Origin of the sequence: Saccharopolyspora gloriosae (assembly GCF_022828475.1) — a bacterium.
GTDB classification, from domain to species: domain Bacteria; phylum Actinomycetota; class Actinomycetes; order Mycobacteriales; family Pseudonocardiaceae; genus Saccharopolyspora_C; species Saccharopolyspora_C gloriosae_A.
The window spans coordinates 2959567-2984531 of the sequence record NZ_CP059557.1; the positions used below are offsets into that span (position 1 = coordinate 2959567).

The 24965-nt window shown below is 67.9% G+C and carries 24 protein-coding genes and 1 pseudogene; 14 read left to right on the forward strand and 11 right to left on the reverse strand.

Features of this window, described 5'->3' with window-relative positions; all coding sequences use genetic code 11:
- Window positions 1-6: 6 nt before the first annotated feature.
- Both H2Q94_RS12600 and H2Q94_RS12605 read left to right on the forward strand, forming a co-directional pair.
- Window positions 7-813 (forward strand): SDR family NAD(P)-dependent oxidoreductase, encoded by an 807-nt coding sequence (locus H2Q94_RS12600; protein ID WP_243794839.1) that lies wholly within the window; start codon window positions 7-9, stop codon window positions 811-813.
- Window positions 814-942: 129 nt separating this feature from the next.
- Window positions 943-1374 carry a carboxymuconolactone decarboxylase family protein gene (locus H2Q94_RS12605; protein ID WP_243794842.1) on the forward strand — a complete coding sequence of 144 codons (432 nt, stop codon included), beginning with the start codon at window positions 943-945 and terminating at the stop codon, window positions 1372-1374.
- A gap of 187 nt (window positions 1375-1561) precedes the next feature.
- Here H2Q94_RS12605 and H2Q94_RS12610 read toward each other — a convergent pair whose 3' ends face one another.
- The 6 genes from H2Q94_RS12610 to H2Q94_RS12635 form a co-directional block, all read right to left on the reverse strand.
- A complete protein-coding gene (locus H2Q94_RS12610) occupies window positions 1562-1756 on the reverse strand; it encodes a ferredoxin (protein WP_243794844.1) in 195 nt (64 codons plus the stop codon).
- Between the two features lie 77 nt (window positions 1757-1833).
- Complete coding sequence (locus H2Q94_RS12615; protein WP_243794846.1) at window positions 1834-3033, reverse strand: cytochrome P450; 1200 nt, start codon at window positions 3031-3033, stop codon at window positions 1834-1836.
- A gap of 39 nt (window positions 3034-3072) precedes the next feature.
- Complete coding sequence (locus tag H2Q94_RS12620) at window positions 3073-3453, reverse strand: carboxymuconolactone decarboxylase family protein (RefSeq protein ID WP_243794848.1); 381 nt, start codon at window positions 3451-3453, stop codon at window positions 3073-3075.
- A complete protein-coding gene (locus H2Q94_RS12625; protein ID WP_243794851.1) occupies window positions 3450-4385 on the reverse strand; it encodes an NAD(P)-dependent oxidoreductase in 936 nt (311 codons plus the stop codon). Before H2Q94_RS12625 ends, H2Q94_RS12620 begins: the two co-directional genes overlap by 4 nt.
- Entirely contained in the window at window positions 4382-5602 is a 1221-nt protein-coding gene (locus H2Q94_RS12630) for an NAD(P)/FAD-dependent oxidoreductase (protein WP_243794852.1), read from the reverse strand. Before H2Q94_RS12630 ends, H2Q94_RS12625 begins: the two co-directional genes overlap by 4 nt.
- A 340-nt stretch (window positions 5603-5942) precedes the next feature.
- Window positions 5943-6629: a TetR/AcrR family transcriptional regulator gene (locus H2Q94_RS12635; RefSeq protein WP_243794853.1), complete on the reverse strand. Its 687-nt coding sequence runs from the start codon at window positions 6627-6629 to the stop codon at window positions 5943-5945.
- Between the two features lie 483 nt (window positions 6630-7112).
- Between H2Q94_RS12635 and H2Q94_RS12640 the strand changes: the two genes are divergently transcribed.
- Both H2Q94_RS12640 and H2Q94_RS30935 read left to right on the forward strand, forming a co-directional pair.
- Window positions 7113-8774, forward strand: a complete 1662-nt coding sequence (locus H2Q94_RS12640) for an AMP-binding protein (RefSeq protein WP_258718692.1) — start codon at window positions 7113-7115, stop codon at window positions 8772-8774.
- A pseudogene (locus H2Q94_RS30935) lies at window positions 8722-8994 on the forward strand (acyl-CoA dehydrogenase family protein); the annotation flags it as partial. The gene H2Q94_RS12640 and the pseudogene H2Q94_RS30935, both read left to right, overlap by 53 nt.
- Before the next feature lie 36 nt (window positions 8995-9030).
- On the opposite strand, the gene H2Q94_RS12645 reads toward H2Q94_RS30935, so the two are convergent.
- Window positions 9031-9231: a hypothetical protein gene (locus tag H2Q94_RS12645; RefSeq protein ID WP_243794855.1), complete on the reverse strand. Its 201-nt coding sequence runs from the start codon at window positions 9229-9231 to the stop codon at window positions 9031-9033.
- 69 nt (window positions 9232-9300) lie between these two features.
- Between H2Q94_RS12645 and H2Q94_RS12650 the strand changes: the two genes are divergently transcribed.
- The gene (locus H2Q94_RS12650; RefSeq protein WP_243794856.1) at window positions 9301-9573 is read left to right on the forward strand and encodes an acyl-CoA dehydrogenase family protein; all 273 of its coding nucleotides are present in this window, start codon (window positions 9301-9303) and stop codon (window positions 9571-9573) included.
- 2 nt (window positions 9574-9575) lie between these two features.
- Here H2Q94_RS12650 and H2Q94_RS12655 read toward each other — a convergent pair whose 3' ends face one another.
- Window positions 9576-10430, reverse strand: a complete 855-nt coding sequence (locus H2Q94_RS12655; RefSeq protein WP_243794858.1) for a PaaX family transcriptional regulator — start codon at window positions 10428-10430, stop codon at window positions 9576-9578.
- A 356-nt stretch (window positions 10431-10786) separates the two neighbouring features.
- Here H2Q94_RS12655 and H2Q94_RS12660 point away from each other — a divergent pair, with 356 nt between their 5' ends.
- The gene (locus H2Q94_RS12660; protein ID WP_243794860.1) at window positions 10787-13084 is read left to right on the forward strand and encodes a xanthine dehydrogenase family protein molybdopterin-binding subunit; all 2298 of its coding nucleotides are present in this window, start codon (window positions 10787-10789) and stop codon (window positions 13082-13084) included.
- A gap of 43 nt (window positions 13085-13127) precedes the next feature.
- On the forward strand, window positions 13128-13589 hold the full coding sequence (locus H2Q94_RS12665; RefSeq protein WP_243794862.1) for a (2Fe-2S)-binding protein: 462 nt from the start codon (window positions 13128-13130) through the stop codon (window positions 13587-13589).
- A 58-nt stretch (window positions 13590-13647) separates the two neighbouring features.
- On the opposite strand, the gene H2Q94_RS12670 is transcribed toward H2Q94_RS12665, so the two are convergent.
- Both H2Q94_RS12670 and H2Q94_RS12675 read right to left on the reverse strand, forming a co-directional pair.
- Window positions 13648-14802 (reverse strand): acyl-CoA dehydrogenase family protein, encoded by a 1155-nt coding sequence (locus tag H2Q94_RS12670; RefSeq protein WP_243794864.1) that lies wholly within the window; start codon window positions 14800-14802, stop codon window positions 13648-13650.
- Between the two features lie 174 nt (window positions 14803-14976).
- Window positions 14977-16203, reverse strand: coding sequence for a CaiB/BaiF CoA transferase family protein (locus tag H2Q94_RS12675; RefSeq protein WP_243794865.1), 1227 nt, complete (start codon window positions 16201-16203; stop codon window positions 14977-14979).
- A gap of 173 nt (window positions 16204-16376) precedes the next feature.
- Between H2Q94_RS12675 and H2Q94_RS12680 the strand changes: the two genes are divergently transcribed.
- The 7 genes from H2Q94_RS12680 (at window position 16377) to H2Q94_RS12710 (ending at window position 23329) form a co-directional block, all read left to right on the forward strand.
- Complete coding sequence (locus tag H2Q94_RS12680; protein WP_243794866.1) at window positions 16377-17159, forward strand: electron transfer flavoprotein subunit beta/FixA family protein; 783 nt, start codon at window positions 16377-16379, stop codon at window positions 17157-17159.
- 28 nt (window positions 17160-17187) lie between these two features.
- Complete coding sequence (locus H2Q94_RS12685) at window positions 17188-18147, forward strand: electron transfer flavoprotein subunit alpha/FixB family protein (RefSeq protein ID WP_243794867.1); 960 nt, start codon at window positions 17188-17190, stop codon at window positions 18145-18147.
- 16 nt (window positions 18148-18163) lie between these two features.
- Window positions 18164-18418: a hypothetical protein gene (locus H2Q94_RS12690; RefSeq protein WP_243794868.1), complete on the forward strand. Its 255-nt coding sequence runs from the start codon at window positions 18164-18166 to the stop codon at window positions 18416-18418.
- 94 nt (window positions 18419-18512) lie between these two features.
- Window positions 18513-19016, forward strand: coding sequence for a thioesterase family protein (locus tag H2Q94_RS12695; RefSeq protein WP_243794869.1), 504 nt, complete (start codon window positions 18513-18515; stop codon window positions 19014-19016).
- Between the two features lie 270 nt (window positions 19017-19286).
- Window positions 19287-20501, forward strand: a complete 1215-nt coding sequence (locus H2Q94_RS12700; RefSeq protein WP_243794871.1) for an NAD(P)/FAD-dependent oxidoreductase — start codon at window positions 19287-19289, stop codon at window positions 20499-20501.
- Window positions 20502-20737: 236 nt separating this feature from the next.
- Window positions 20738-22180 carry an aldehyde dehydrogenase gene (locus H2Q94_RS12705; protein ID WP_243794874.1) on the forward strand — a complete coding sequence of 481 codons (1443 nt, stop codon included), beginning with the start codon at window positions 20738-20740 and terminating at the stop codon, window positions 22178-22180.
- Window positions 22181-22225: 45 nt separating this feature from the next.
- Window positions 22226-23329 (forward strand): NAD(P)-dependent alcohol dehydrogenase, encoded by a 1104-nt coding sequence (locus tag H2Q94_RS12710; protein WP_243794876.1) that lies wholly within the window; start codon window positions 22226-22228, stop codon window positions 23327-23329.
- A 216-nt stretch (window positions 23330-23545) separates the two neighbouring features.
- Here the strand turns inward: H2Q94_RS12710 and H2Q94_RS12715 are convergent, their stop codons facing one another.
- Entirely contained in the window at window positions 23546-24427 is an 882-nt protein-coding gene (locus H2Q94_RS12715; RefSeq protein ID WP_243794878.1) for a PaaX family transcriptional regulator, read from the reverse strand.
- Window positions 24428-24965 lie beyond the last annotated feature (538 nt).

Genomic DNA, 24965 nt, shown 5'->3' on the forward strand with positions numbered 1-24965 from the left:
AATCGCATGAGAGGAAAGCTCGCAGGCAGGACGGCGGTCGTTGTCGGCGGCGGCCAGACGCCAGGTGCCACTCTCGGCAACGGGCGCGCGGTCGCGCTGACCTTCGCCCGGGAAGGCGCCGACATCGTGGTCGTCGATCGAGATGCGGCCTCCGCGGAGGAGACCGCGGAACTCGTGCGCGCCGAGGGCGGTTTCGCGGTCGCGCACCGCGCCGACATCACCCTTGATGAGGACTGCGCGAGCATCCTCCGGGCCGCGCTGAATGCTTACGGCCGGGTCGACGTGCTGCACAACAACGTCGGCATCGTCCCGGCCGGGCGCACCGAGGAACTCTCACCGGAGAAGTGGCGGCAGGGTTTCGAGGTGAACCTCACCGGCATGTGGCAGACCTGCAAACACGTGCTGCCCCACATGCGCGAGCAGGGCAGCGGGGTCGTCATCAACATCTCGTCGATGGCCGGACTGCTGCACGCCGGAGAGAACATCGCCTACACCACGTCCAAAGCCGCGGTGCACTCGATGACCCGCAGCCTCGCCATCGAATACGCGCCGCACGGCGTGCGGATCAACTGCATCGCCCCCGGCATGATGGACACCCCGATGGGAGTCGATTCCGTCGCCCGCGACACCGGGACCGACCGCGAGGCAGTCGCCGCCAAGCGCGCCTCGATGGTCCCGATGGGACACCAGGGCACCAGCGAGGACGTCGCCAAGGCCGCGCTGTTCTACGCCTCGGACGACTCCGCGTTCATCACCGGAACAGTGCTGCCGGTCGACGGAGGATTCACGCTCCGAGCCGGATTCACGGCCTGACCGACGCGCGCCGCGGGTGCCGCCGCGACGGGGGCACCCGCGTTTCCCCATGACCACCCTGCACCCGAAGGCGACCGGGTTCGCGACTTTCCGCCCCCCGGACCGCTTCCGCCTCCAGGAGGATTGACGATGACCGACAATCGCGCGAAAGCGCTGGCACTGCTCCAGGAAATGATCCCCGGCATGCTCACCGAAGGCGACACCCCGAAAGTGGCCGCACAGGGATTCGCCGCCGAAATCGGGGAACTGAGCCTGGACAACGTGTTCGGAGCGCTGTGGTCCCGCCCCGGACTCGACCGCCGATCCCGCAGCATCCTCACGATCGGCATCCTGATCGCATTGGGCGCCACCGAGGAACTGAAAGTCCACTTCCCGATCGCCCTCGTCAACGGCGTGACCCGCGAAGAGCTGGAAGAGATTGTGTATCACTCCGCCGGATACGCCGGATACCCCGCCGCATCCACGGCACGCCTGGCCGGCATGGAAGTGCTCGACTCCGAGGACGCCGCCCAAGACCACCTCCGCCGTCTCACGGGTAACGGCGAGAAGACCACCGGCTGACTTGCAGTTTCGGATGCGGCGGCGAGGCCGCCCGGAGGAACGCTGGTCGTGACGCCCTGAGCATGATGGTCGGCGCCCAGCGGGTCGATTCGGCTCATCGCCGGGCCCGGTGGCGCCCAGGCCCGGTGATGAGCCGAGTGTTCGGCAACTGCAGAGGGAGGCCCGGTGTTGTGCGGGCCCTGCGCGGTTATTCGTGGATTTCGATCGCGGCTGCCGGGCACAGCGCCGCGGCGGTGCGGGCGTTCTCGTGCTCGGCCTCCGCCGGGGTTTCGTCGAGCAGGATGACGACGCCGTCGTCGTCGCGCTGGTCGAAGACCTCGGGTGCGGCCAGGACGCACTGTCCGGCTCCGCAGCACTTGTCCTCGTCGATGGTGACCTTCATTTCCTCACTCCTGTGCGGGCGGCGGCAGGTGTGCCGTCGCTGAACGTGGTTGCCACTTCTACGGGTGCGTCGGCCTGTTACCAGGTGACCGGCAGCGAGCGGACGCCGTAGTTGGTGCCGTGGGTGTCCATCGGGACCTCGGAGGGGTCGACGGCCAGTTTCAGGTCGGGGAAGCGTTCAATCAGCCGGGGCAGCACGGTTTTGAGCTCCGCGCGGGCGACGTTCTGCCCGAGGCATTGGTGGACGCCGTAGCCGAAGGCGAGGTGCCGGGTGAGCTTGCGGTCGAAGTCGGCCATGTCCGGGTCGTCGAACGCGCGCGGGTCCCGGTTGGCCGCGGGCATGGCCACAACGACGAGGTCGCCCTGCTTGATCTGCGCGCCGCCGATCTCCAAGTCCTCCTTGGCGACTCGTCCGAGTCCGAATTGGACGATCGTGAGGTAGCGCAGCAGTTCCTCGACGGCGGGGCCGATCTTGGCGGGTTCGTCGCGCAGCTGCTGCCACTGCTGTGGGTGGGTCAGCAGCTGCATGATGGACAGGCCCATCATGGCCGCGGTGGTGTCGTGCCCGGCGAACAGCAGCAGCGCGCCGATCCCGGTGAGGTCGTCGTTGGTGAGGATCGTGTTGCCCTCGTCGGCGATCCGGATCAACTCGGCCAGCAGTCCCGGCGAGTCCGGTTCCTGCCGCTTCTGCTCGACCAGCTTGCCGATGTAGTCCAGCAGCCACTTCGCACCCGCGTCCCGCTGCTCGCGGGGGTTGCTCATGTCCATCATCTGTTCGGTGGCTCCGTGGAACCCGTCCCGGTCCTCGTAGGGCACACCCAGCAGTTCGCAGATGACCAGGCACGGGATCGGCAGGCACAGCGCCTGCACCAGGTCCACCGGCCCGTCCGCGGCGGCGACGGCGTCCAGGTGCTCGTCGACGATGCGATCGATGTAGGGCTGCAGCCGGTTCTGCACGGCCTTCGGGGTGAACTTCCCGGTCAGCAGCTTGCGGTAGGCGCCGTGATCGGGCTCGTCCATCATCACGAACAGCGGCGGCAGACCCCCTTCACCGTCACCGGCGGTTTCGGGTTCCTCGCCCGGAGGGTTGTCGTGGCGCGGACGGCGGGCGCTCATGCGCGGGTCCGCGAACACCGCGCTGCCCTCGTCGAACCGGGTCACCAGCCAGCCTTCGGTGCCGTTCGGGAACGTCACCCAGTGGATCGGCTGCTCCTCCTGCAAGGCCTGGTATTCGGGCGGCGGATCCAGCGGGGCGGCGGTGTCGCGCGTGGTGGGCATCGACCGGGTCATGTTCGTCCTTCTCTCCTGCGTGGCGGGTCAGTTCGAGTTCTGGTGGGCGGTGTGCTCGGCGACGGCCTTCGAGACTCCCTCGTGCACCGAGGTGGCGTTGCCCCAGCCGACGTAGAAAGCCAGCTGCAGCACGGATTCGTGCAATTCCTCGGGAGTGCAGTCCCCACCGGAGAGGGCGCCGCGGGCCTGCACCTGCACCAGGTCCGCCCGGCCGAGGGAGGCGGTCGCGCCGAGCACGAGCAACCTCCTGTCCCGAGTGGACAGACCAGGGCGGTTCCAGATCTCACCGAAGAGGTGGCCGACCGTCTCGTCGAGGAACGCGCCGCTCTGCCCGTCGAGGGACTTGCTGAAACCGGCGCCGTAGACCTCGTCCATGACGTCCAGACCGCGCTGGTACTGGTCGCTCATACGTCCTTCCCTTCCTGAATTCCGAGGGTGTCCCGTTCTTCTCGGCGGGTCACGTCCACCAAGGGGAGTTCGACCTCCAGGTCCGCGGCGAGCTTCTGCGCGGCGGCGAGGTCCTTGTCCATCAACGGCTCGATACCGCGCACCAGCTTGCGGATCGCCGCCAGCGCCCCAGGACCGTCGAGGCCTTGGCCCGTCAACGCGGCGATCTGCTCGCTCATCGCCAGTGCTCCCGCCTGGTCGACGCGCTGCATCTCCAGCAGTTGCAGGAGGGTGTGGCCTTCGGGGTCAGCGGTCGTGATGACCCGCATGAGCGTCTCCGGCTCGACCCCGGCCGCGCCCGCCAGCGATGCGGCTTCCGCCACGGTCCGCCAGCTGCCGTAGGTCACGACGTTGCGCGCGAGCTTGGTCGCCATGCCCGCCCCGAGCGGTCCGCAGTGCACGACCTCCTTGGCGAAGTCGGCCAGCACCGGCATGGCGCGGGCGACCGTGTCCGCGTCGCCGCCGACCATCGTGACCAGGCCGTTCTCGGCGGCCTTGTCGCCGGGGGTGACACCGGAATCCAGGAACCCGACATCTGAGGCGGCGCACGCGGCGGCCAGCTCCCGCACGACCGGCAGCTCGACGGTGCTCAGCAGGACGATGGTCGATCCGGGCTGTGCGCCCACCAGCAGACCGGAGTCCCCGGTGATCACTTCTCGTGCCTGATCGGCGGAGACCACGGCGATGAGCACCACATCGCTGTTCGCGGCCACCTCAGCGGGGGAGCCCAGCAGGTCAGGATCGCCCGGCAGCTCCGCGGCCTCCGGCCGGATGTCGTGGACGACCGGCACCCGGCCGCTGCGGGCCAGGCTGACCGCGACGCCACCGCCGATCATTCCGAGGCCGATCACACCTGCGCGCAGCCGCGCGGGTTCGTCCTGCCGTGCTTTCATGCTCGTTCTCCCTCGGTGGCGTTGACGAGTTCGGTGGCCGCAGGCCACGGACGCCGCTCGGCGACGAGCGGCCGGAATCCCCGCGCGGCGCGCGCCATGTTGATGCCGACCACCGCGCAGACCCGCCCCTGCCTGCCGTAGAGGGCGACGAGCCGGCGCTCGGTGAGCGAGCCCTCGACCACGCACACCCGATCCGCGCCCTGCGGGCGGCCGTAGATCTGGATCTTGCGGTCGTACTGGTCGGACCAGATGTAGGGCACGGGAGCGAAAGCGCTCCCGCCGTCGTCGGCGAGCAGGTTCCGCGCGACCGCCATGCCCTGCTCGGTCGCGTTGGTCCGGTGCTCGATCCGGATGCGCCGCCCGAGGTCCGGGTGCGGCCAGGAAGCGACGTCACCGGCGGCCCACACGCCCGGACCCGCGCTGCAGGTCTCATCGCACTCGACCCCGTTGCCGACCGGCACTCCGCTGCCCGCCAGCCATTCGACGTTCGGGATCGCGCCGATGGCCACAAGCACGAGGTCGGCGGGCAGGGTCCGCTCATCGCTGAGCCGCACACCGGTGACCCGGCCGCGTTCGGCCAGCACTTCTCCGACGAGCACACCCGCTTCGATCCGCACGCCGTGGTCGCGGTGCGTGGCGGTCAGGACTCCGCCCAGCTCCTCGCCGAGCACGTCCGCGAGCGGCATCGCGGTGTCGGTCACCAGCGTGACCTCGGCTCCGAGTTCTCGCGCCGCTGAAGCGGCCTCCGCGCCCATGAATCCGCCACCGACCACAACGAGCCGGGGGTGGCCGGCGAGCGCCTCCCGCAGTGCCAAGGCGTCGTCGAGCGTGCGGAGCACGTGCACCCCGGCCACATCCTCGGTCCCTGGCAACCGCCGCGGTCGGACGCCGGTCGCGATCACCAGTTCGTCGTAGCCGACGATCTCGCCGCTGTGCAGGCTGAGCTTGCGGGCGCCGGGGTCCAGCGCGGAGGCGGTGGTGCCCAGCCGCAGGTCCAGGTCGAGGTCGTCGATCGCCTCGTCCGAGCGCAACCGCAGCCGGTCGGCCTCCCACGCCCCGGACAGCAACTGCTTCGACAACGGCGGGCGATCGTAAGGCAGATGCGGTTCGGCTCCGACCAAGGTCACCGCGCCGTCGAAACCCCCGCGCCGCAGCGCCTCGGCAGCGCCCAGACCGGCAGCGGAAGCACCCACCACCGCGACCCTGGCCGGGCTCATGCGGCGATCCGTGAGGACGCCGTGCGCTGCTCGTGCTCCCGTCGGCGGCCGGTTCGCGGGGGCGTCGCGGACACGGCTGAAGCGGGCAGGCCCGTGCTTCGTCGAGTTCCGGGGTCGAGTTCAGCCACGAGAGCCTCTCTTTCGGCCGGCGCGCCGCGGTGCGTTCGCCAGGCGGACAGGAAAACTAACCTAACTAAGTTCACTTAGGACGATAGACCTCTCCTCCGGATGTGAGCTCGTGGGGCGCCAGGTGTCTCCGGTCACACTTCTGTTGCGTGATCGAGCGGGAGGAAGAAGGAGGTCGCGGGGGCGGCCCCGCACGAAGGGGCGCCGGCGAAGGTCAGCTCTCGGCGTCGGTGATGGTCAGCGCGAGCATCCGCTCGATCGCGGTGTCCGGGACCGCGGCGCCGCCTTCCGGTTTCGCGCTGACGATCACGCCGGTCAAGCCCTCGGCCAACCCGTCGATCAGCTCTGGAGCCGGGTTCAAGGACAGGCTGTGCTGGAGCGAGACCATGCCGTGCAGGCCCGTCCAGAGGGTGTGCGCCGCCTGGCGCGGCGGCAGCCCGACCGCGTAGCCCTCATCCAGGCAACGCTGCAACGCAAGCCGGAAACGCGCGGCCACCAGCCGCGACGGGTGCTTGCCCAGTCGTTCGGGATCCACTGCGGGCTGGCGGACCTCGTACATCAACCGGTAATGCCCTGGATTCTCCATCGCGAAGCGGCAGTAGGTCCGGACCTGGGCCAGCAACCGCGTGCGAGCGTCCTCGTCGATCACCGCTTCGTCGGCCAGCCCCATCCGGCCGGCCAATTGCTCGTACTTGTCCGCCAACGCCGCCCACACCAGCTCCGCCTTGTCCGCGAAGTGCAGGTAGATGCTCGGCGCCGAGACTCCGACATCCTTCGCCACCGCCCGCATCGTGAGCTTCTCGTCGCTGCCCCACTCGGCCAGCAACCGGTTCACCGCGGCGAGCACCTCCACGCGGAGCTGCTCGCCGTGACCACGAGGACTGCGGGGACGACCACTCATGCCGCCCATCTTCACACCCGCGCACAACGCGTGAGGTGCGCGGCCGGTCTGCGGAGCGCCGTAGGGAGCCGTTGTTCGCGCCGTCCCGGTGTGACCCGTGCCGCGCTCGAGCGGCGGATCGTGCTCGCCTCGCTTCTGATTTGCGCGGTGCGAGCGAGTGGGGACTGTTGCTCTCATTCGGTCCGACCTTTAGTATTTAAGACCAAAGATAGTGTCCACGGTCACACTACAGGCGTAATGTGCTAATAGGAAGTGATGTCACATGAGGGCTCGTGGTGCATCGCGCAGCAAGAGCCGAGGTTCCCGGGAGCTCGCGGAGTCACCAGTGATGGACCCCGGGTGCTGCATCGGCTTTCCGCGTGCCGCTGAGGCGGCGATCACGAGAGCGGGTCGGGGATCAGGTCGTCGAACGTCCGGCGCCGGGATTCGTTCCGCGTCCACGAAGGAAAGTCAGTCCACGAGAACTTCGCCGGGAGTTGCGGTATGACCACAGCGAACAAAGTCCTCACCGAGTCGTACTGGCCGGCCAACGGGGACGAGGACGTCCTCGAGGTCACGATCGGGGACCTTCTCCGGGAAGCCGCCGCCACGGTGCCCGACCGGATCGCGCTCGTGGACGCCGTCGAGGACCCGGGCGCCCGGCGGAGCTGGACCTACGCGGAGTTCCTCGCCGACAGCACGCGAGCCGCGAAGGCGCTCCTGACTCGCTATGCCCCAGGGGACCGGGTGGCCATCTGGGCGCCCAACGGCGCGGACTGGATCATCCTCCAGCAGGGGATCAGTCTCGCAGGGATGGTCTTGGTGGCCGCCAATCCGGCGTACCGGGAGCGCGAGCTCGAGTACGTGCTACGGCATTCCGGAGTGGTCGCGCTCTTCTACGCCGACTCCTACCGGGACTTCGACCTGAGGACCGTCGTGGATGAGATTCGGCCCCGGCTACCGGACCTCCGCGACGCGATCACTTTCGCCGAGTGGCCTGGCTTCCTCGACAGCGGCGCGGATGTCGAGCTGCCCGAAGTCGCTCCGACGGACCCGATCCAGGTGCAGTACACCTCCGGCACGACCGGTTTTCCGAAAGGCGCGCGGCTGCACCACAAGGGCCTCGCCAACGCCGCGAAGCTCGTCGCGGAGCGCGCCGGGATGCACGACGGCGGCGTGAACGTGAACTCTATGCCGATGTACCACATCGGCGGGGGAGCGGTGACCTCGTTGGGAACACTGGCTAAACGCGGCAAGTTCGTCATCGTCCCGCAGTTCCTCCCAGAGCTGATGTTGGAGACGATCGAGACCTATCGCGGGACCCACACCCTTCTCGTCCCCACGATGCTGCTGGCTCTGCTCGACCACCCGGACCGAGAGAAGCGGGACCTGTCCAGCTTGCAGACCGTCATGAGCGGCGCCGCTACGGTGCCGGCCGCGCTCGTCCGTCGCACGGCTGAGATCTTGGGGTGTCGGACGAGCATCCTGTTCGGACAGACGGAGATGCACGGAGTCATCGCCCAGACGCGGGTGACCGACTCGCCTGAAGACCAGTCGGAGACGGTCGGGCAGCCGCTGCCGCACCTAGAGGTCAAGATCGCCGACGAGGTGACGGGCGAGATCCGGCCCCTCGGGGAGTCCGGCGAGATCTGCTGTCGCGGTTACCAGAACATGATTGAGTATCACGACATGCCGGAAGCGACCCAGGCGACCATCGACTCCGAGAACTGGCTGCACATGGGCGACCGGGGCTGCATGGACGAACGCGGGTTCATCCAGATCACCGGCCGCCTGAAAGACATGATCATCCGCGGTGGGATCAACATCTACCCGCGGGAGATCGAGGAGTTCCTGATGACCCATCCCGCCGTCTCCGACGTCGCGGTGGTCGGTGTGCCCGATGACAAGTGGGGCGAGCAGCTGGCGGCCGTCGTCCGGCTCAGCGCGGGGGTGAGCCGGCCTTCCGTCGAGGAGATGCGGACCTTCTCCCGTTCGCAGATGTCCGCCCACAAGACCCCCTTTTACTGGAGCTTCGTGGAAGAGTTCCCGGTCACTCCGACCGGGAAGATCAAGAAATACATGCTGCGCAAACAGCTTTCCGCCGGCGAACTCGATGTCGACACGTACCGACCGGAGTCGGACGGACGGTCGAATCGGAGCGAGTGAATCGGGACACCCGGATGGATTCGGATTGGCAGAGGACCAGGCCTCCGTGCGCGACAGCGTGCGGAGCTTCGCTACCGCCGAGCTGGCTCCCGGGCACCTGGCACGCGTCAAGCGGAGCGATTTCCCGTGGTCGGTTCACCAGCAGGTGGCCGAACTCGGTGTTCTCGGAGTGCTGACCGGAGCGGACCACAATCCGCTGGACACCAGGGATTTCGTCGCCGCGGGCCTGGCGGTGGAGGAAACTGGGTACGCGACGTCAACGTGGCGAACGCCGCCATCGCGGGGAGAAGATCTCGGTCATGATGTCGGCCAATGCGAACGCGTTGATCGTGACCGCGCGGACGTACCGCGACGACGTCAACCTCGGGGTGTCCGCGTTCCTCGTCGGAATGGACGACCCCGGCATCGCGACCTCCGGCATTGGGGACACCGGCTGGAAACCGATGGGGCGGAGCATGGTCCACCTCGACGAGGTCCGGGTGACCGAGGACGCGGTGCTCGGGCTGAAGGGGGTGCTTTCCGCAGCGTGCTCAACGGTTTCGACTGCACCAGGCCGCTGCTCGCGCTCACCGGAATCGGGTGCGCCCAGGCGAGTCTGGACGACACCGCGGCGTACGTGCGCGAGCGGTCGGCTTTCGGCTCACCGCTGGCCCGCTTCGAAGGGGTCTCGTTCCCGTTCGAGCAGCGCCTGCGCGACGTCCTGGCCCTGGAGATCGCGGACGGGACCGCGCGGGTGCAGAAGATCATCGTCGCCCGGGAGCTCTTCGGCTCCGTTTTCGTGCCGTACCGGAGCGGATGAGTTCAGAGCGCGCCGTTCGGCCGCGCTTCCAGCAGGATCTCCCGCCAGCGCTCCCAGGCGCCGGGGGACCAGCGGTCGCGCCGGTCGAGGAACAGTTCCGAGGCCGCGTGCCCCACCCACTCCGGCAGCAGCTCCTCCGGCAGTTGCGGGTCCAGGCGCATGAACTGCTGCAGGAAGTTCCGCAGTTCGAGGTAGCTCAGCAGCACTTCGTCTCCTCCCGCGGGCCGGAAGTCGGCGTAGCGGGCCAGCAGTGCTCGGTAGCTGTCCGCAAGCTCGGCGAGGTTCCAAGCCCGCTGGACAATCTGCTCATCGCTGAGTCCGACGTCCTCGGTGTGCCCGACGAGGCTGAGGGCGTTGCCGGTGAGGTCGAACTCCGCGATGAGCGACCGGAGGTCGTCCACGGCGTTCACGTGCGGGGTGAGCCATACGCCGGGTGTCGGGTTCCCCATCCGCAGCCACGCCAGACCGCCGTAGAGGCGCTTTCGGGTGGTGCGCTCGCCCTGCGGTATCGAAACCAGGAGGACCAGCCACCGCCCGTCCCAGGGCTCGGAGCGATCGAGGAATGCCGTGGCTCGCTGCAGGCCGTCCTCGATGACCGTCTTCCCGGATGGGGTCAGCTGCCAGCGCGCGGTGCGGCCGATGCGCTCCCGTTCGATCCAGCCCGCATCCGCCGACCGCGAGATCGCCTGACGCGCGGCGTGCCCCTCCACGCCGAGTCCACCGAGGACTCGGACCAGGGCGGTAGTCCAGATCGCCTCGTCCTGTGGATAGGAGAATTCGCCCATCACCGTGAGCAACAACGACCGGGCGCTCGCCGTGGGCAGTAGCGAGGCGCCTGCTGTATCACTCCGAGTCACGTCCACATGGTCCCCGTTTCCGTTGGGCGGCGTGCAACCGGGACCGCGGAACGCTCAGCCCGGAGGCGTCGGGCTTCTCGTGCAGTGGCGCCCGAGAAAGTATTACGCAAACGTGAACTCAGTTGCTTGAATTGTCACTCTTCGGGCTCTATCTTCATACCACGTGGCCGAGTTGATCCGGGTTCAGCACCGGACGCAGCCGTTTCAAGCCCGGCAGTGGGTCACCACGACTGTCTTCCGGGACGTCGCGTCGGCAGGTCGCGAAATCATCAGTGCAGCTCGGCGGTTTCCGTGCTGGCCGGACCGACGGCCTGATCAGCGCGACGGGCCGAGCGACCGAGAACTGTGAGGTACCGGTGGTTTTCGATCCAACGAAGAAGTCCCCGACCACACCGGCCATCGGTCGTCGCAGGTTCCTGAGCTACCTGCTGGCAGCTCCGACGCTAACTGTGGCGACCGAGCTCGCATTGGCCGGAGCCGCGGACTCCGCCGAGGCCGCCGTTCCGTCACCTCCGCAGCTCATCGGGGAAACCGTCGATCTCCAAGACGTCATCAACGTGATCGGTGCTCCCACTGCTGCATTGCTGTTCCAGATCACGGTGCACGAGGACGGCACGGTGACCGTTCCGCTGCCGCGGGCCGAGGTGGGGCAAGGGCTCACAACGTCGGTGCCGATGCTGATCGCGGAAGAGATGGACATCCCGCTCGCCAACGTTAAGATGCCCCTCGCGGACGCGCGGCCGGAGTTGCTGTTCGGCCAGCTCACCGGCGGTTCGTCGAGCATGACCTCGTTGTATGGCCCGGCCCGGCTCGCCGCCGCGGCCGCTCGGACGCGGCTGGTGGCCACCGCAGCGCTGCGCTGGGGACTGTCCCGTGATCGGCTCACGGTCTCCGACGGCGTCGTGCACGCTCCGGACGGGCGGAGTGCGTCGTTCGGCTCGCTAGCGGTAGCGGCGGTTTCGGCGAAGTTGCCGGACCTGCCGGTGGTGCTCAAGCCGGAGTCCGAGTTCAAGCTCATCGGAAGCAGGGTGCGTCGGCTCGACGGCCACCGGATCGTGACGGGAACCAACACCTACACCCAGGACCTCGACGTGGCGGGCGCGAAGCCGTGCCTGGTCCGCAGGCCACCGACGATCAACGGCACCGTCGAGGCGGTGCACAACGCGGACGCCGTCAAGCGGATGACCGGCGTCATCGACGTAGCCGTGATCCCGACGGGTGTCGCGGTGCTGGCCGAGACCTTCGCGATGGCGCTGGACGGCATGAACGCGATCGATGCCACGTGGGGGCCCGGCACCGTTGATGACGAGAGCGACGAGACGGTCCGCCGCAAACTGCGCGCCGCGGTGGGACCGCTGGGCGATCCGCCGGTGACGTTGCCGCCGGAGGCCGGAACGCTGGAGATGGAGTTCGACTTCGCTTTCCTGAGCCACGCTCCACTGGAGACCAACGCGGCGGTGGCCGATGTGCGGGACGGGCGCGCGGAGGTGTGGACGGCGGTACAGGTTCCCACCAGCGCGCAAGAGAACATCGCTCGAGAGCTGGGCCTGCCGCAGACCTCCGTCACGGTCCACGTTATGCCCAGCGGCGGATCGTTCGGCCGCCGCCTGTTCAACGACGCGGCGGTGGAGGCGGCGCAGATCTCCCAAGCGATGGGCAAACCGGTGAAGCTGATCTGGCACCGCACGGACGACATCCGGCACGGACGTGTGCATCCCGCGAAGCACCACAAGGTCCGGGTGCACTACGGGCAGGACCAGGTGCTGTCCTACGAGCACTGGAACGCGGCCGTCGACACCTCGTTGGAACACGGCTTCGGTGAGGCGCTCACGACCGCTGTCACCAAGATCCCCGCCGTCGGCAACGAGAGCGTCAGCCAGATCATGTTCCGGTCGATGGTGCACTGCCCGTACAACTTCGGTGCGGTCGCGACGCACCTGCACGAGGTCTCCGTCCCGATGAACACCGGGAGCTGGCGATCGGTGTACTCGCTCAACGTCCGGGGCGTCGAGGAGATCGTGGTCGACGAGCTCGCCCGGCGGCTCCACAAGGATCCGGTCGTGTTCCGCCGCGATTTCCTCAAGGACGACCGGCAGCGGGCGGTCCTCGACAAGGTCGCGGCCGAGGGCGATTGGGGACGGCCGATGCCGGACGGGTTCGCGCAGGGAGTCGCTTTCCACGACGAGATGAAGGGCGTGCTCGCCTGCCTCGTCGAGATCGACGCGCGGGACCCAGGGAAGCCGAGGGTGGTCAAGGCGGTCATGGTCGTCGACGTCGGACGGCCGATCAACGTCAGCGGGATCGAGGCGCAAGCTCTCGGTGGCCTGACCGACGGTATTTCGGTGGCCTTGCGCGGCGGGTTGCACTTGCGGGACGGCTGCTTCCTGGAGGGCAGCTACCACAACTTCCACTTCGCGCGGCAGAAGAACTCCCCGACCGACGTGCGGATCTTCGTGCAGCCGGGGGAGGGGCAGCCGGGCGGCATGGGTGAGTTCGCGGTCCCCGTGTCGTTCGCGGCGGTCGTCAACGCCTACCGGCGGGCGACGGGGATCATGCCAGCCAGCTTCCCGATCGACTCCGAGGTGGACTTCGAGCCGTATCCGCCGGGGCCGGTCCCGCGTCCGCCGATGCGTCCTCTCCCTGCGCGGACCTGACCGAACCGGAATCGCCGACCACAGTCCACTGAGGAGAGACATCGTGCCACGTTATTCCTTCACCCTCAACGGGAATCAGGTCAGCGTCGAGGCGCCCGCGGACCACCCGCTGCTCTGGACGCTGCGGGACCAGCTCGGCGTCACTGGCCCGAAAATGGGATGCAACCTGGATGTGTGCAAAGCTTGCACCTGTTTGATCGACGGCGAGGCGTACACGACGTGCGTCACCGGCATGGCCGATGTCGAAGGCCGCGAGGTCACCACGATCGAGGGTCTCGCCGACGGCGACGAGCTGCACCCCGTCCAGCAGGCCTGGCTGGAGATCGACGTCCCGCAGTGCGGCTTCTGCCAGCCGGGGCAGATCATGAAAGCGGTGTCATTGCTGCGCAAGACCAGTGAACCCACTGACGCCGAGATCGACGAGATCGAGAACGTCTGCCGGTGCGGAACCTACTTCCGCATCCGAACCGCCATCAAGGAAGCAGCGAAGATGACAGGGAACTGACTCCCGGCCAGTATTCCTTCGGGAGACCGGCATCGGTCTCCCGAGGGGTTTCGTCCGCTCAGGACACGATGCCGCGGCGCTCGAACACGTCCTTCGCGATGATTTTCTTCTGGATCTCCGCGGTGCCATCGGCGACCAGGTAAGCCATCACATCGCGGTAGCGCTGCTGGAGGGGGAACTCGGTGGAGTAGCCCAGGTTCCCGTGAATCCGCATGGCCGACTCGATGGCGTTCTTCGCGACCACCGGCGGCCACCACTTGCTCATGGACGCCAGCGCGGTGTGCGGTTCGTTCTCCTCGCGCAGCCACAGCGCGCGATAGCACATCCACCGGGCGGCCTCCAGGTACGTGGCGTGCTCGGCGAGCTGGAAGGACACACCCTGGTAGTCGGCGATGGGCTTGCCGAAGGCGTGGCGATCGGTGGCATAGCCGATGGCCTCGTCCATGCTCGCCTGAGCGGCGCCCAGGCACATCAGCCCGATGGCGGCGCGGCTGAAGTCGAAGTGGCTCATGACCGCCTGGAATCCCTTGCCCTGCTCGCCGACGAGGTGCGATTCGGGCACGAAGACGTCATCGAGGTGGATCGACCCCCAGCCGAGGGGAAGACACCCCATGCCCGGCATGTGGTGGACCTTCACCCGCTCGGCATCCAGCGGAACCAGGTAGCAGCTCACGCCGGCTGCGCGCGTGCTGCCCGGATCGCGAGCGTAGATCAGTGCCGCGGAAGCGTTGCACGCCCAGGAGATCGCGGTCTTCTCCCCGGTGAGCTGCCAGCCGCCGTCGACGGGGCGAGCCACCGCGGTCATCGCGGCCGCGTCGGATCCGGACCCCGGTTCGGTGAGGGCGATGGCGACCGTCTTGCGCCCTTCGATCATCGCTGGCAAGTAGTTTTGCCGGATTTCCTCGGTCGCGTGCACCAACTGTGATCCGATGAGGCCGATCTGGATCGGGGCGGAGGCCAGGTTGACGTCGCCGTAGGCCAAGGTCTCGGTCGCCAGCCCCAGCGTGATCGGATCCTCCGCGCCGGTTCCCCCGTACTCTTCGGGGAGCCCGATGCCGAGCACGCCGAGCTCGCCGAGCTGCCGGAGGACGTCGAAGGGGAACTCGGCGGACGCCGCGCGGTCGCGGTAGCCGGGGAGCAGCCGCTTGCGGGAGAAGTCCTGGAGGGTCTGCTGGAACTCGCGCTGTTCTTCGGTGAAGGCGAACGAAACCACCGGAGAGGCACCTTTCGTCGAGATGGGAATGGAACGTTCGGTCATTGCGGACATGAACCGGATACGGTCCACATTGGTCGGTCAGGCTGGTGTGGAGCGGATACACCGATGCGGCCCGCTCATCGACGCCGTCTCAGGCTGGCCGCTGGGTGAGAGTGCGCTGCGGACTCAGTCTCACGTGACACCGTCCCGGCGCAGGGTAGCGATCTTCTCCGTCGGGTAGCCGAGCTCTCGCAAGATCGCGTCGGTGTGCGCGCCGAGGGCCGGGACCGCGCGGGCCGGGTACTCCCGGCCGCGCTCCTGGATCACCTGCCGCAGCGTGGCGACTGGGCCCACCGGGGTGTCGACATCCACCCATCTGTCCCTGGCCGCGAGCTGGGGGTGCTCAACGGCTTCGTGCAGCCCGTTGACCCTTGCGTTGGCGATCTGCGCTTCCTCGAGAAGTTGGAGCAGCTCCGAGGTGGCGAGACGGGTCGTGGTCGCATTCACGATTCCCTCGACGTAATCCCGATTCTCCGCGCGCGCGATGGTGGTCGCGGTTCGCCGGTCGCCGATCAGGTCCGGGGTCCGCAGGACCGTGCTGGCGAATCTCGCCCATTCGCGGTCGTTCTGCACGCCGATCACCACCCGATCGCCGTCGGCCGTGTCGAATGCCCCGTAGGGGACCAGGGAGGGGTGGCCGATGTCGATGCGTTCCGGCTCGGTGCCCTTGTGCCGCGTGTAGTAGAGGTGATTGGCGATCCAATCGGTGATCGCGTCGAGCATGGCGACCTCGAGCACCGTTCCCTCGCCGGTTCGCTCGCGCTGGTAGAGCGCCATCAGGACCGCGGAGTACATGTGCATGCCGCTGGCGACGTCCGCGGCGGAGAACCCGGGCTTGACCATGATGTCCTGGTTGCCGGTGGTCGCGACCATCCCGGATTCGCACTGCACCAGCGCGTCGTACGCGCGGCGGCCCGAGTACGGGCCGGGCTCGCCGTATCCGGTGTTGGACACGACGATCAAACGGGGATGGCGGGCCCGCAGGACCTCCGCGCCGAAACCCATCCGATCGATGGCACCGGGGCTGAGGTTCTGCACGAAGACGTCGGCACCGGCGATCAGCGCTTGCAGCGCCTCGCGTCCTTCGGGTTCTTTGAGGTCGAGGGTGATGGACTCCTTGCCCCGGCTGGTCCACAGGAAGACGCTGGACAGCTCCCCGCCCACCGCGTCGTCGTAACCGCGTGCGAAATCGCCGCCGTCGGGCCGTTCCACCTTGATCACGCGCGCACCCAGGTCGGCGAGTTGCCTCGTGGCGATCGGCGCCGCGACGGCATGCTCGAGTGCTACGACCGTGACGCCGTCCAGCGGTCCCGGCGACCCGGCTCCGGAGGGATCGGCGGCTTGGTGTCTCGTCGTCAACTCGGCTCCTCGTGGTCCCTGGGGCTCTGCTCCGGTTCGGCACAGTGTTGCACTTTGGTCTGTCCTTTAATAGTTTAGGCCAAAATTCGCATCGGCGGGAGACCGATGAACGGCCCCGCAGCCCGGCCCGCGGTCGATCGCGAGCTCGAGATCTGAAGTTGGGACGTGGACCAGTGAACGTCGTGGTGTTGGTGAAACAGGTGCCCGACACGTACTCCGAGCGCAGGCTCGCGCCGGCCGATCACGTGCTGGACCGCGAGGCGGCCGACGCCGTGCTGGACGAGATCGACGAGCGCGCGGTCGAAGAGGCGTTGCGGCTCACCGAAGCTCAGGGCGGCGAGGTGACGGTCGTGTGCATGGGTCCGGAGCGCACGGCGGAAGCGATCCGCAAGGCTTTGTCGATGGGCGCGCACCAGGCGGTGCATCTGACCGACGAAGCGCTGGCCGGAACCGACGCACCGGCGACCGCACGCGCGCTGGCAGCGGTGATCGGCACCGTGGAATCTGTGGATCTGGTGCTCGCGGGCAACGAGTCCACCGACGGTCGTGTCGGCGCCGTGCCCGCGATGCTGGCGGAGTTGCTGGGCATCCCGCAGCTGACCTACGTCCGCGAGCTCTCCGCGGACGGATCGACGATACGGGCGGAGCGGGAGACCGACACCGGGATCGTGCACCTGGAATCGGGACTGCCCGCGGTCGTGTCCGTCACCGAGAAGATCAACGAGCCGCGATACCCGTCGTTCAAGGGAATCATGGCTGCCAAGAAGAAGCCGGTGAAGGTGTTGTCGGCTGCCGACGCCGGTATCGACCTCGCTGAGGTCGGGCTGGCCAACGCCGGGTCGCGAGTCGTCGAATCCGCGCCCAGGCCGCCGAAGCAGGCGGGGCAGCGGGTTGCCGACGAGGGCGCGGGAGGCGTTGCCGCCGCCGAGTTCCTTATCGGTCAGAAGCTCGTTTAGCCCATCGGATTCGCGAGGGGAAGTGCGTATGTCTGAGGTCCTGGTTCTCGTCGATCACGTGGGCGGCGAGGTCAAGAAGGTCGTGTTCGAGCTGCTGACCGCGGCGCGCGAGTTGGGCGAACCCGCCGCGGTCGTCGTCGGCGAGCCGGGCACGAGCGGCAAGCTCACCGCGGCGCTGCGCGCCTACGGCGCGGCGAAGGTGTACTCGGCGGAGTCGAGCGATGTCGACCGGTTCCTGGTGACCCCGGCGGTGGACGTGCTGGCCGAACTGGTGCGATCCGCATCGCCGGCCGCGGTGCTGGTACCGGCCACAGTGGACGGCAAGGAGATCGCTGGACGGCTCGCCGTGCGCACCGGATCTGGCCTGCTGTCGGAGGTCGTCGGTCTCGACGGCGAGGGCGTCGGTGAGCACTCGCTGTTCGGTGGCGGGTACGAGGCGAAAGCCAAGGTGGTCACGGGCACGCCGGTGATCACGGTCCTCCCAGGCGCGATCGAGGCGGAGCAGGCTGAGGGCGCCGCGGTCGAGCAGGTGGTGGAGGTGTCGGCGGCGGACCCGGCGAGATCCGCGCGGATCACGGGACGGCAGCCGGTGGAGGGCGGCGACCGGCCCGAGCTGACCGAGGCCTCAGTGGTCGTCTCGGGCGGTCGCGGTGTCGGTTCGGCCGAGCGCTTCAAGGTGGTCGAGGAGCTCGCCGACTCGCTGGGTGCGGCGGTGGGTGCCTCGCGCGCGGCGGTGGACTCGGGTTACTACCCGCACCAGTTCCAGGTCGGACAGACGGGGAAGACCGTCTCGCCGCAGCTGTACGTGGCCCTCGGCATTTCCGGTGCGATCCAGCACCGGGCGGGCATGCAGACTTCGAAGACGATCGTCGCGGTCAACAAGGACGCCGAGGCGCCGATCTTCGAGGTCGCCGACTTCGGTGTGGTGGGCGACCTGTTCGACGTCGCGCCGCAGCTCACCGAAGAGATCGCCAAGCGCAAGAGCTGACCGGGGTGAGGCGCAAATGCATACGCTGTGCACCTGCTTGTGCAACAAGGCCGGCCATCACGGCATCTGCCAGGAACAGGCGGATCCGGCATGCGTGCTGAACTACCCGGAGCTGCAGCTGTACACGCCCGGATCGATGTGCCGCACCTGCTACAAGGCGGTGCGGAACTGGCTCGACGCCGCGTCGCGGGTGTGGAGGCCCAAACCGGTCGATGTGAACCGGACGGTCGTGCGCCGCGCCGATTCCGGACCGACCCGACGTGAGAGGTGATGGTGATCGTCGCCTCTTCCGGAATGACGAGTCCTCTCAGCATGAATCGCCTCGCGGGCCGGACGGCGGCCGCCCAGTGCAACCGGAGCAGCGAATGACCGGCAATACCCCGAGGTTCGACCAGATGATCGCGCTCCCCGCGGTGCTGGAAGGCACCGTCACGCCGGAGTTCATCGACCTGAACGGGCACATGAACATCCGGCACTACCTGGAGTACGGGGCCGTGGGCGCGGATTCGATCTGCCGCGCCATCGGGATGGACGAGGACTACCGGAGCCGGCGACGCATGGGCGTCTTCGCCGCGGAACACCATTTGAGTTACCAGCGCGAACTGCGGGAAGGCGAGAAGTTCTCGGTGCACGTGCGGTTCCTGGAGCGCACCGACAAGGCCCTGCACGCAGTTTCGATGCTGCTCGACCGCAGCAACGAACGGCTCGCTTGCACACTGGAGATCGTCATGGTGCACGTCGCGATGGACTCGCGCCGGGCGACCCCGCTGCCCGCGGACATCGCCGCCGGCTTGGACCACGAGATCGCCCGCTCGGTGAACCTGGAGTGGCGCGCCCCGCTGTGCGGCGCGATGGGTCTGCGGCGCTGAGCGTGAGACGCACCGAGCGGGCGCGGCGCGGGACCTGCCGGCAGGCCGCCGCCGGTTTGAAGCCGGTGTTCCGTTGCCGCGCCCGAGCCGGCCGCCGATTGGCTGTAGAGCTTGTCACTTCCCGCGCCTCGGCGATGTCGGCCGCGCTCCGGAACCGCTCGTGATCCGGAACGCGGCCGATGCTGGTCAGGGGCATCGACGCGTGTTTAAACTATACACCATGAGAAACTTAGTGGCATATCATGTCGCATATAGCTTCGGTTGGTGCTCATGAGTGCGGCGCACCTGGTCGTGGTCGGCGCGTCGCTCGCGGGTCTGCGGGCGGTGGAATCGGCCCGCAAGTCCGGTCATCCAGGCCGCATCACCCTCATCGGCGATGAGCCCCACCTGCCCTACGATCGTCCGCCGCTCTCCAAGGATTTCCTTGCCGCCGATATTAGGCCGAAGCCCGCATTGCACTGGGGCGAAGCGCGTTTCGCGGAGCTCGAGGTGGATCTGCGCCTGGGCAGGCGAGCGTCCGAATTGGACATCGGGGAGCGCCGCATCTCCGTAGGCGGTGAGCTGATCGAGTACGACGGCTTGGTCATCGCGACGGGGGCGGCGGCTCGATCATTGCCCGGCGCGGAGGGCCTCCGCGGCGTGCACACCCTGCGCACGCTCGACGATGCCCGTGCCGTCCGGGCCGCGCTCGATGGCGGAGCGCGCACTCTGGTCGTGGGCGGTGGCTTCATCGGCTCGGAGGTCGCCGCCGCGGCGCGTCGGCGGGGTTTGCCGGTCACGCTGGTGGAGGCGATGCCGGTGCCGTTGGTGCGCGCGGTCGGTCCCGAGATCGGTTCGGCGGTCGCCAGGCTGCACGAGGAGAACGGGGTCGATCTCCGCTGCGGCATCACGGTCACGGGCGTCAGCGGGACGGATCGGGTGGAGCAGGTGGACCTGTCCGACGGCAGCGTGCTGGACGTCGACCTGGTCGTCGTGGGCATCGGTGCCGTACCGGAGACGGACTGGTTGCGTTCGTCCGGACTTGATGTCGACGACGGCGTGGTGTGCGACGAGACCCTGAGCGCGGGGACCCCCGGTGTCTACGCCGCGGGGGACGTCGCCAGGTGGCGGAGCGGCCTGTTCGGCAGGTCGCTGCGGGTGGAGCACTGGACAGCAGCCGCAGAGCAGGGAGCCCTGGCGGCGCGCAACGCCCTCGGGTCCGCCGCAGCGGAACGCTACGACGAGGTGCCCTACTTTTGGTCCGACTGCTACGACCGGAAGATGCAGTTCGCCGGTGTGGCGGAGGGCGTCGAGGAGGTCCACATCGCCGCCGGTGACCTCGAATCCGCCAAGTTCACCGCGTTGTACCGCCGGGATGACCGCATTGTCGGCGCATTCACCATGAACAACCCGGGGCACAGCGCCAAGTGCCAGCGGCTGATCGCCCAGCGGTCCGGTTGGCAGGACGCGCTCAAGCTGATCGGCGCCCGCCGCCTGGCTCGCTGATCCTCCGCCACCGCCCGTATCCCGCGTCGACTTCCGCCGGATTCTCGCGCGTTCGAACTGATCGACACGAGGGATACCTGATACAGATAAAGAAACCAAGTACCAATGGATGTTGACTAATCTGTTGATGCTCGCCTACCTTGCTCGGTGAGCAGGGTCACCCCGGCAGACCGGGCGATCTGCGGTCTCGGCGCTGATCCGCGCCTGTTTCAACGGTCACAGCAAAGGAGCTGACCATGGCAGTGGTCCATGACAGTCTTTTCATCGACGGCAGTTGGGTGACGCCCGCCAGCGATCGCCGGATCCAGGTGGTCAACGCGACGACCGAGGAATCGCTGGGGAGCGTGCCGGAAGCCACGAACGCCGACGTGGACCGCGCCGTCCAGGCCGCTCGTCGAGCTTTCGACGATTCCGGTTGGGCCACCACGGATCCGGCCGAGCGTGCCGCGGTGCTCAACAGGTTCGCGGACGCGCTGGAGAAGCGTTCCGAGCAGCTGACCCGGACGGTCAGCATGCAGAACGGGATGCCGGTCAGCCTGAGCGAGCAGTTCGAGGGCGGCTACGTGGTGGCGCTGCTGCGCTACTACGCGGGCCTGGCCGCTTCGGCGGAGTCCGAGGAACGGCGTCCGTCCCCGCTGGGATTCGACACGCTCGTGCAGCGCACACCGATCGGTGTCGTAGCCGGGATCGTGCCTTGGAATTACCCGGTACTGCTGGCGGTCACGAAGATCGGTCCCGCGCTGGCCGCCGGGTGCACGCTCGTGCTCAAGCCGTCGCCGGGAACGGTGTTGGACAGCTTCATCCTCGCGGAAGCCGCCGAGGAAGCGGGCGTTCCGCCCGGGGTGATCAACTGGGTGCCGGGTGGCCGGGAGCTCGGCGACTACCTGGTCAAGCACCCTGGCATCGACAAGGTCGCGTTCACCGGCTCCACGGCGGCGGGCCGGACGATCGCGGAGAACTGCGGACGTCTGATGCGTCCGGTCAACCTGGAGCTCGGCGGCAAGTCCGCCGCGCTCATCCTCGACGACGCCGACCTGGACAAGGTCACCGACGGCCTGTTCTTCGCCTCGCTGGCCAACAACGGCCAGACCTGCATGGCGTGCACTCGCATTCTCGCCCCCAGCAGCCGCTACGACGAGGTCGTTGATGCGCTGACCGTCTCGCTGTCCTCGCTGAAGATCGGTGACCCGCTGGATCCGGCCACGCAGCTCGGTCCGCTCGCCTCGGCCGAGCACCGCGAGCGGGTCGAGGGCTACATCGCCAAGGGACGTGCGGAAGGCTCGAAGGTGGCGCTCGGCGGTGGCCGCCCGCTCGGCATCGACAAGGGCTGGTTCGTGGAGCCCACGATCTTCGCGGACGTCGACAACTCGGCGACGGTCGCCCGTGAGGAGATCTTCGGCCCGGTGTTGTCGGTGATCAAGTACGACAGCGACGACGACGCGGTGAAGATAGCGAACGATTCCGAGTACGGGCTCGGCGGCAGCGTCTGGTCCGCGGATTCGGAACGCGCGATCAGCCTGGCCCGTCAGGTGCAGACCGGGACGATCGGCGTGAACGGCTACGTCATCGACCTGAACGCGCCGTTCGGCGGTGTCAAGGCCAGCGGTATCGGCCGCGAGTTCGGCCCGGAGGCGCTGGCGGGCTACCAGCAGCTGAAGTCCATCTACCTGCCGGGCTGACACCCGGCGCTGCCACCCACCTTCTACTTTTCAGGGGAGTTGTTCATGCAGATCACTGCTGCGGTGGTCCGCGAGGCGGAGAAACCGTTCCAAATCGAGGAACTCGAACTCGACGAACCTCGCGCCGACGAGATCCTGGTCAAGGTGCACTCGGCCGGTGTCTGCCACACCGACATCGGTGTGCGCAACCAGTGGTTGCCAGTGCCGCTGCCGGTCGTGCTGGGGCACGAGGGCGCCGGTGTCGTCGAGGCCGTCGGCAAGGACGTCACCAAGGTCGAACCGGGCGACAAGGTCGTGCTGAGCTACGGGTCCTGCGGCAACTGCACGATGTGCAACCGTGGCGACCCCAGCTACTGCGAGCAGTTCGTGCTGCGCAACGTCGCGGGCACCCGGACGGACGGCACGACCGCTCTGCACGGCCAAGGCGGGGACGTGAACGGCTTCTTCTTCAGCCAGTCTTCGTTCGCCACGTACGCGATCACGCTGGAGAGCAACACCGTCAAACTGGATCCGGAGACCGATCTCTCCATTGTGGGGCCGTTGGGCTGCGGCATTCAGACCGGCGCGGGCACGGTGCTCAACCGGCTGAAGCCGCAGGCGGGAAGCAGCCTGGTGGTGTTCGGCGTCGGTGCGGTCGGATTGGCTGCGCTGATGGCGGCCAAGGTCGCCGGCTGCACCAAGATCATTGCCGTGGACCTGGTGCCGGACCGGCTGGCGCTGGCCGAGGAGCTGGGCGCCACGCACACGATCAACGGGAAGACCAGTGAGGACGTGGTGGCCGAGATCCAGGCCATCACTGGTCGCGGGGCGGACTTCTCGGTGGACACGACGGCGGTCACGTCCGTCGTCCGGCAGGCGGTCGGCTGCCTTGCGTTGAAGGGGACCTGCGCGACGCTGGGTTTCGGAACCGCGGGCACCGAGATCCAGGTCGACATGCTGGAGTTCCTGATGGCAGGACGCACCATCACCGGCGTCACGGAGGGCGACGCCCGACCGGATGAGTTCATCCCGCAGATGATCGAGCTCAACAAGCAGGGCCGGTTCCCTTACGACCGGCTGATCACCGCTTACGAGTTCGACGACATCAACAAGGCATGCGAGGACGCGGAGTCGGGCAAGACCATCAAGCCCGTCCTGAAGTTGGTGTAGTCCGGAGCGATCGGCGGGACGACGGCCAGGGTGGCGGTGGCGCAGTGCCACCTCACCCGGTCGCGTCCGTCGTTCGGTCCTGTTCTTGTTCGCGCAGAGGGTCGGTCAGCGGAACTCAGGGGTCTTCTCGCCGCGGGATCCATCCAGGCCGTCCCCACAAGGGAGTATTCGCGAAAGGTTCCGCTGCCCGCACCGCAACACGACCGCAAGGGCGACTCAGGCCGGGGAGGTTTCCTTGAGCACTTCCCGCCAACGTTGCTGGGCGTCCTCGTACCACGCCTCGCGGAGTTGGTGGAACAGCACCGCGGCGCGCCTGCCGATCCAGTTTGGCAGCAGTTCGGCCGGCAGTTGCGGGTCCATGAACGGGAATCGCTGCCATTCGTTGACGAGCTTCACGTGGGTGAACAGCAGCGGGTCGCCTTGGGCGGGCTGCATGCCGCTGTAGCGGATCAGCAGCTCCTCGTACTTCTCGGTGACCTCGCTGAGGTCCCAGGCGAGGTCGACGATCTCCTGCTCGGCCTGGCCGACGTCGCTCGCCTTCCCGATGAACGCGAGGGTGGACGCCTTCAGGTCGAGATCGTCGATGACCTTCCGGGCCTGGGCCTCGCGATCGATGTGCGGTGAGACCCAGACTCCTGGGGTCGGATTTCCGAAGCCTTCCCAGTCGAGCGCGGTGTAGAGCATCTTGCGCATCGAGCGCTGCGCTTCGGGGATGGTGACCAGCAGGATCAGCCAGTTCCCGTCCCACGGACCGGAGTCGGCGTGCAACGAGTAGACGCGCTTGGCGCCGTCGTCCATCAGGTTCTTGCCGCTTTCGGTCAGCTCCCAGCACACTTCGCGTCCCTGGCGATGCCCGGTGATCCAGCCGGATGCCGAGGCCCGGGAGATCGCCTGCCGCGCGGTGCGCTGTTCGATTCCCATGCCGACGAGCATGTACAGCAGCGACGACGTCCACACCGGTTGCCCGCTGGGGTGCACCAGCTCGCCCAGCACGGTGATCAGCATGGAACGGGCGCTGCCCGTCGTGACTGCGGGCCGCGCGGCCGCTTTGGCCGACGGGCCGTTGGTCGCAGTCGTGCGTCGACTCGGTTGCACCATCACGGGTCCTTCCGCGGTCGCGGCCGACCGGAGTGTCGTTCGGGCCGTCGGGGCGCCGGTCGCGCGGGCCGCCGGTCGGCGAGCTTGCAGGTGGCAGGGGCTGTCTCGGCCGGACGAGGAGCGAGCGACCCTGCCGTTGACCACTTTAGTCGGCACGGGTGGCGGGGTGCGCCGTGGTCGCTGTGCGCACGGCCGCGCCGGCAGGCGCGTTGCGGGGGAGTCTCGGCCTGAACTGGTGACACCCCTTTAGAACTACACCAGACGTGCCTGAACGGCCAACTATGTCGACTATGTCGTGTCGCGGGCTCGTCGGAGTGATCAAGCCGAAGGATGTTGCGCTCTTGGTGGAGTGGCGCAGTTGTGGAGCGCAGCGGCGCTGGGTGGACTGCGGCGGAATCCTGGCGATGGGGCCGTGGGCGCGCGGAGCCGAAGAGGCTCGTGCAGCCGAATCTGATGTCTCGAATATGCGACACGAACCTTGACGATGTACATCAAAAGATATTACCTTCCCATGTGTGTCACATGTGAGGTGTCTCTC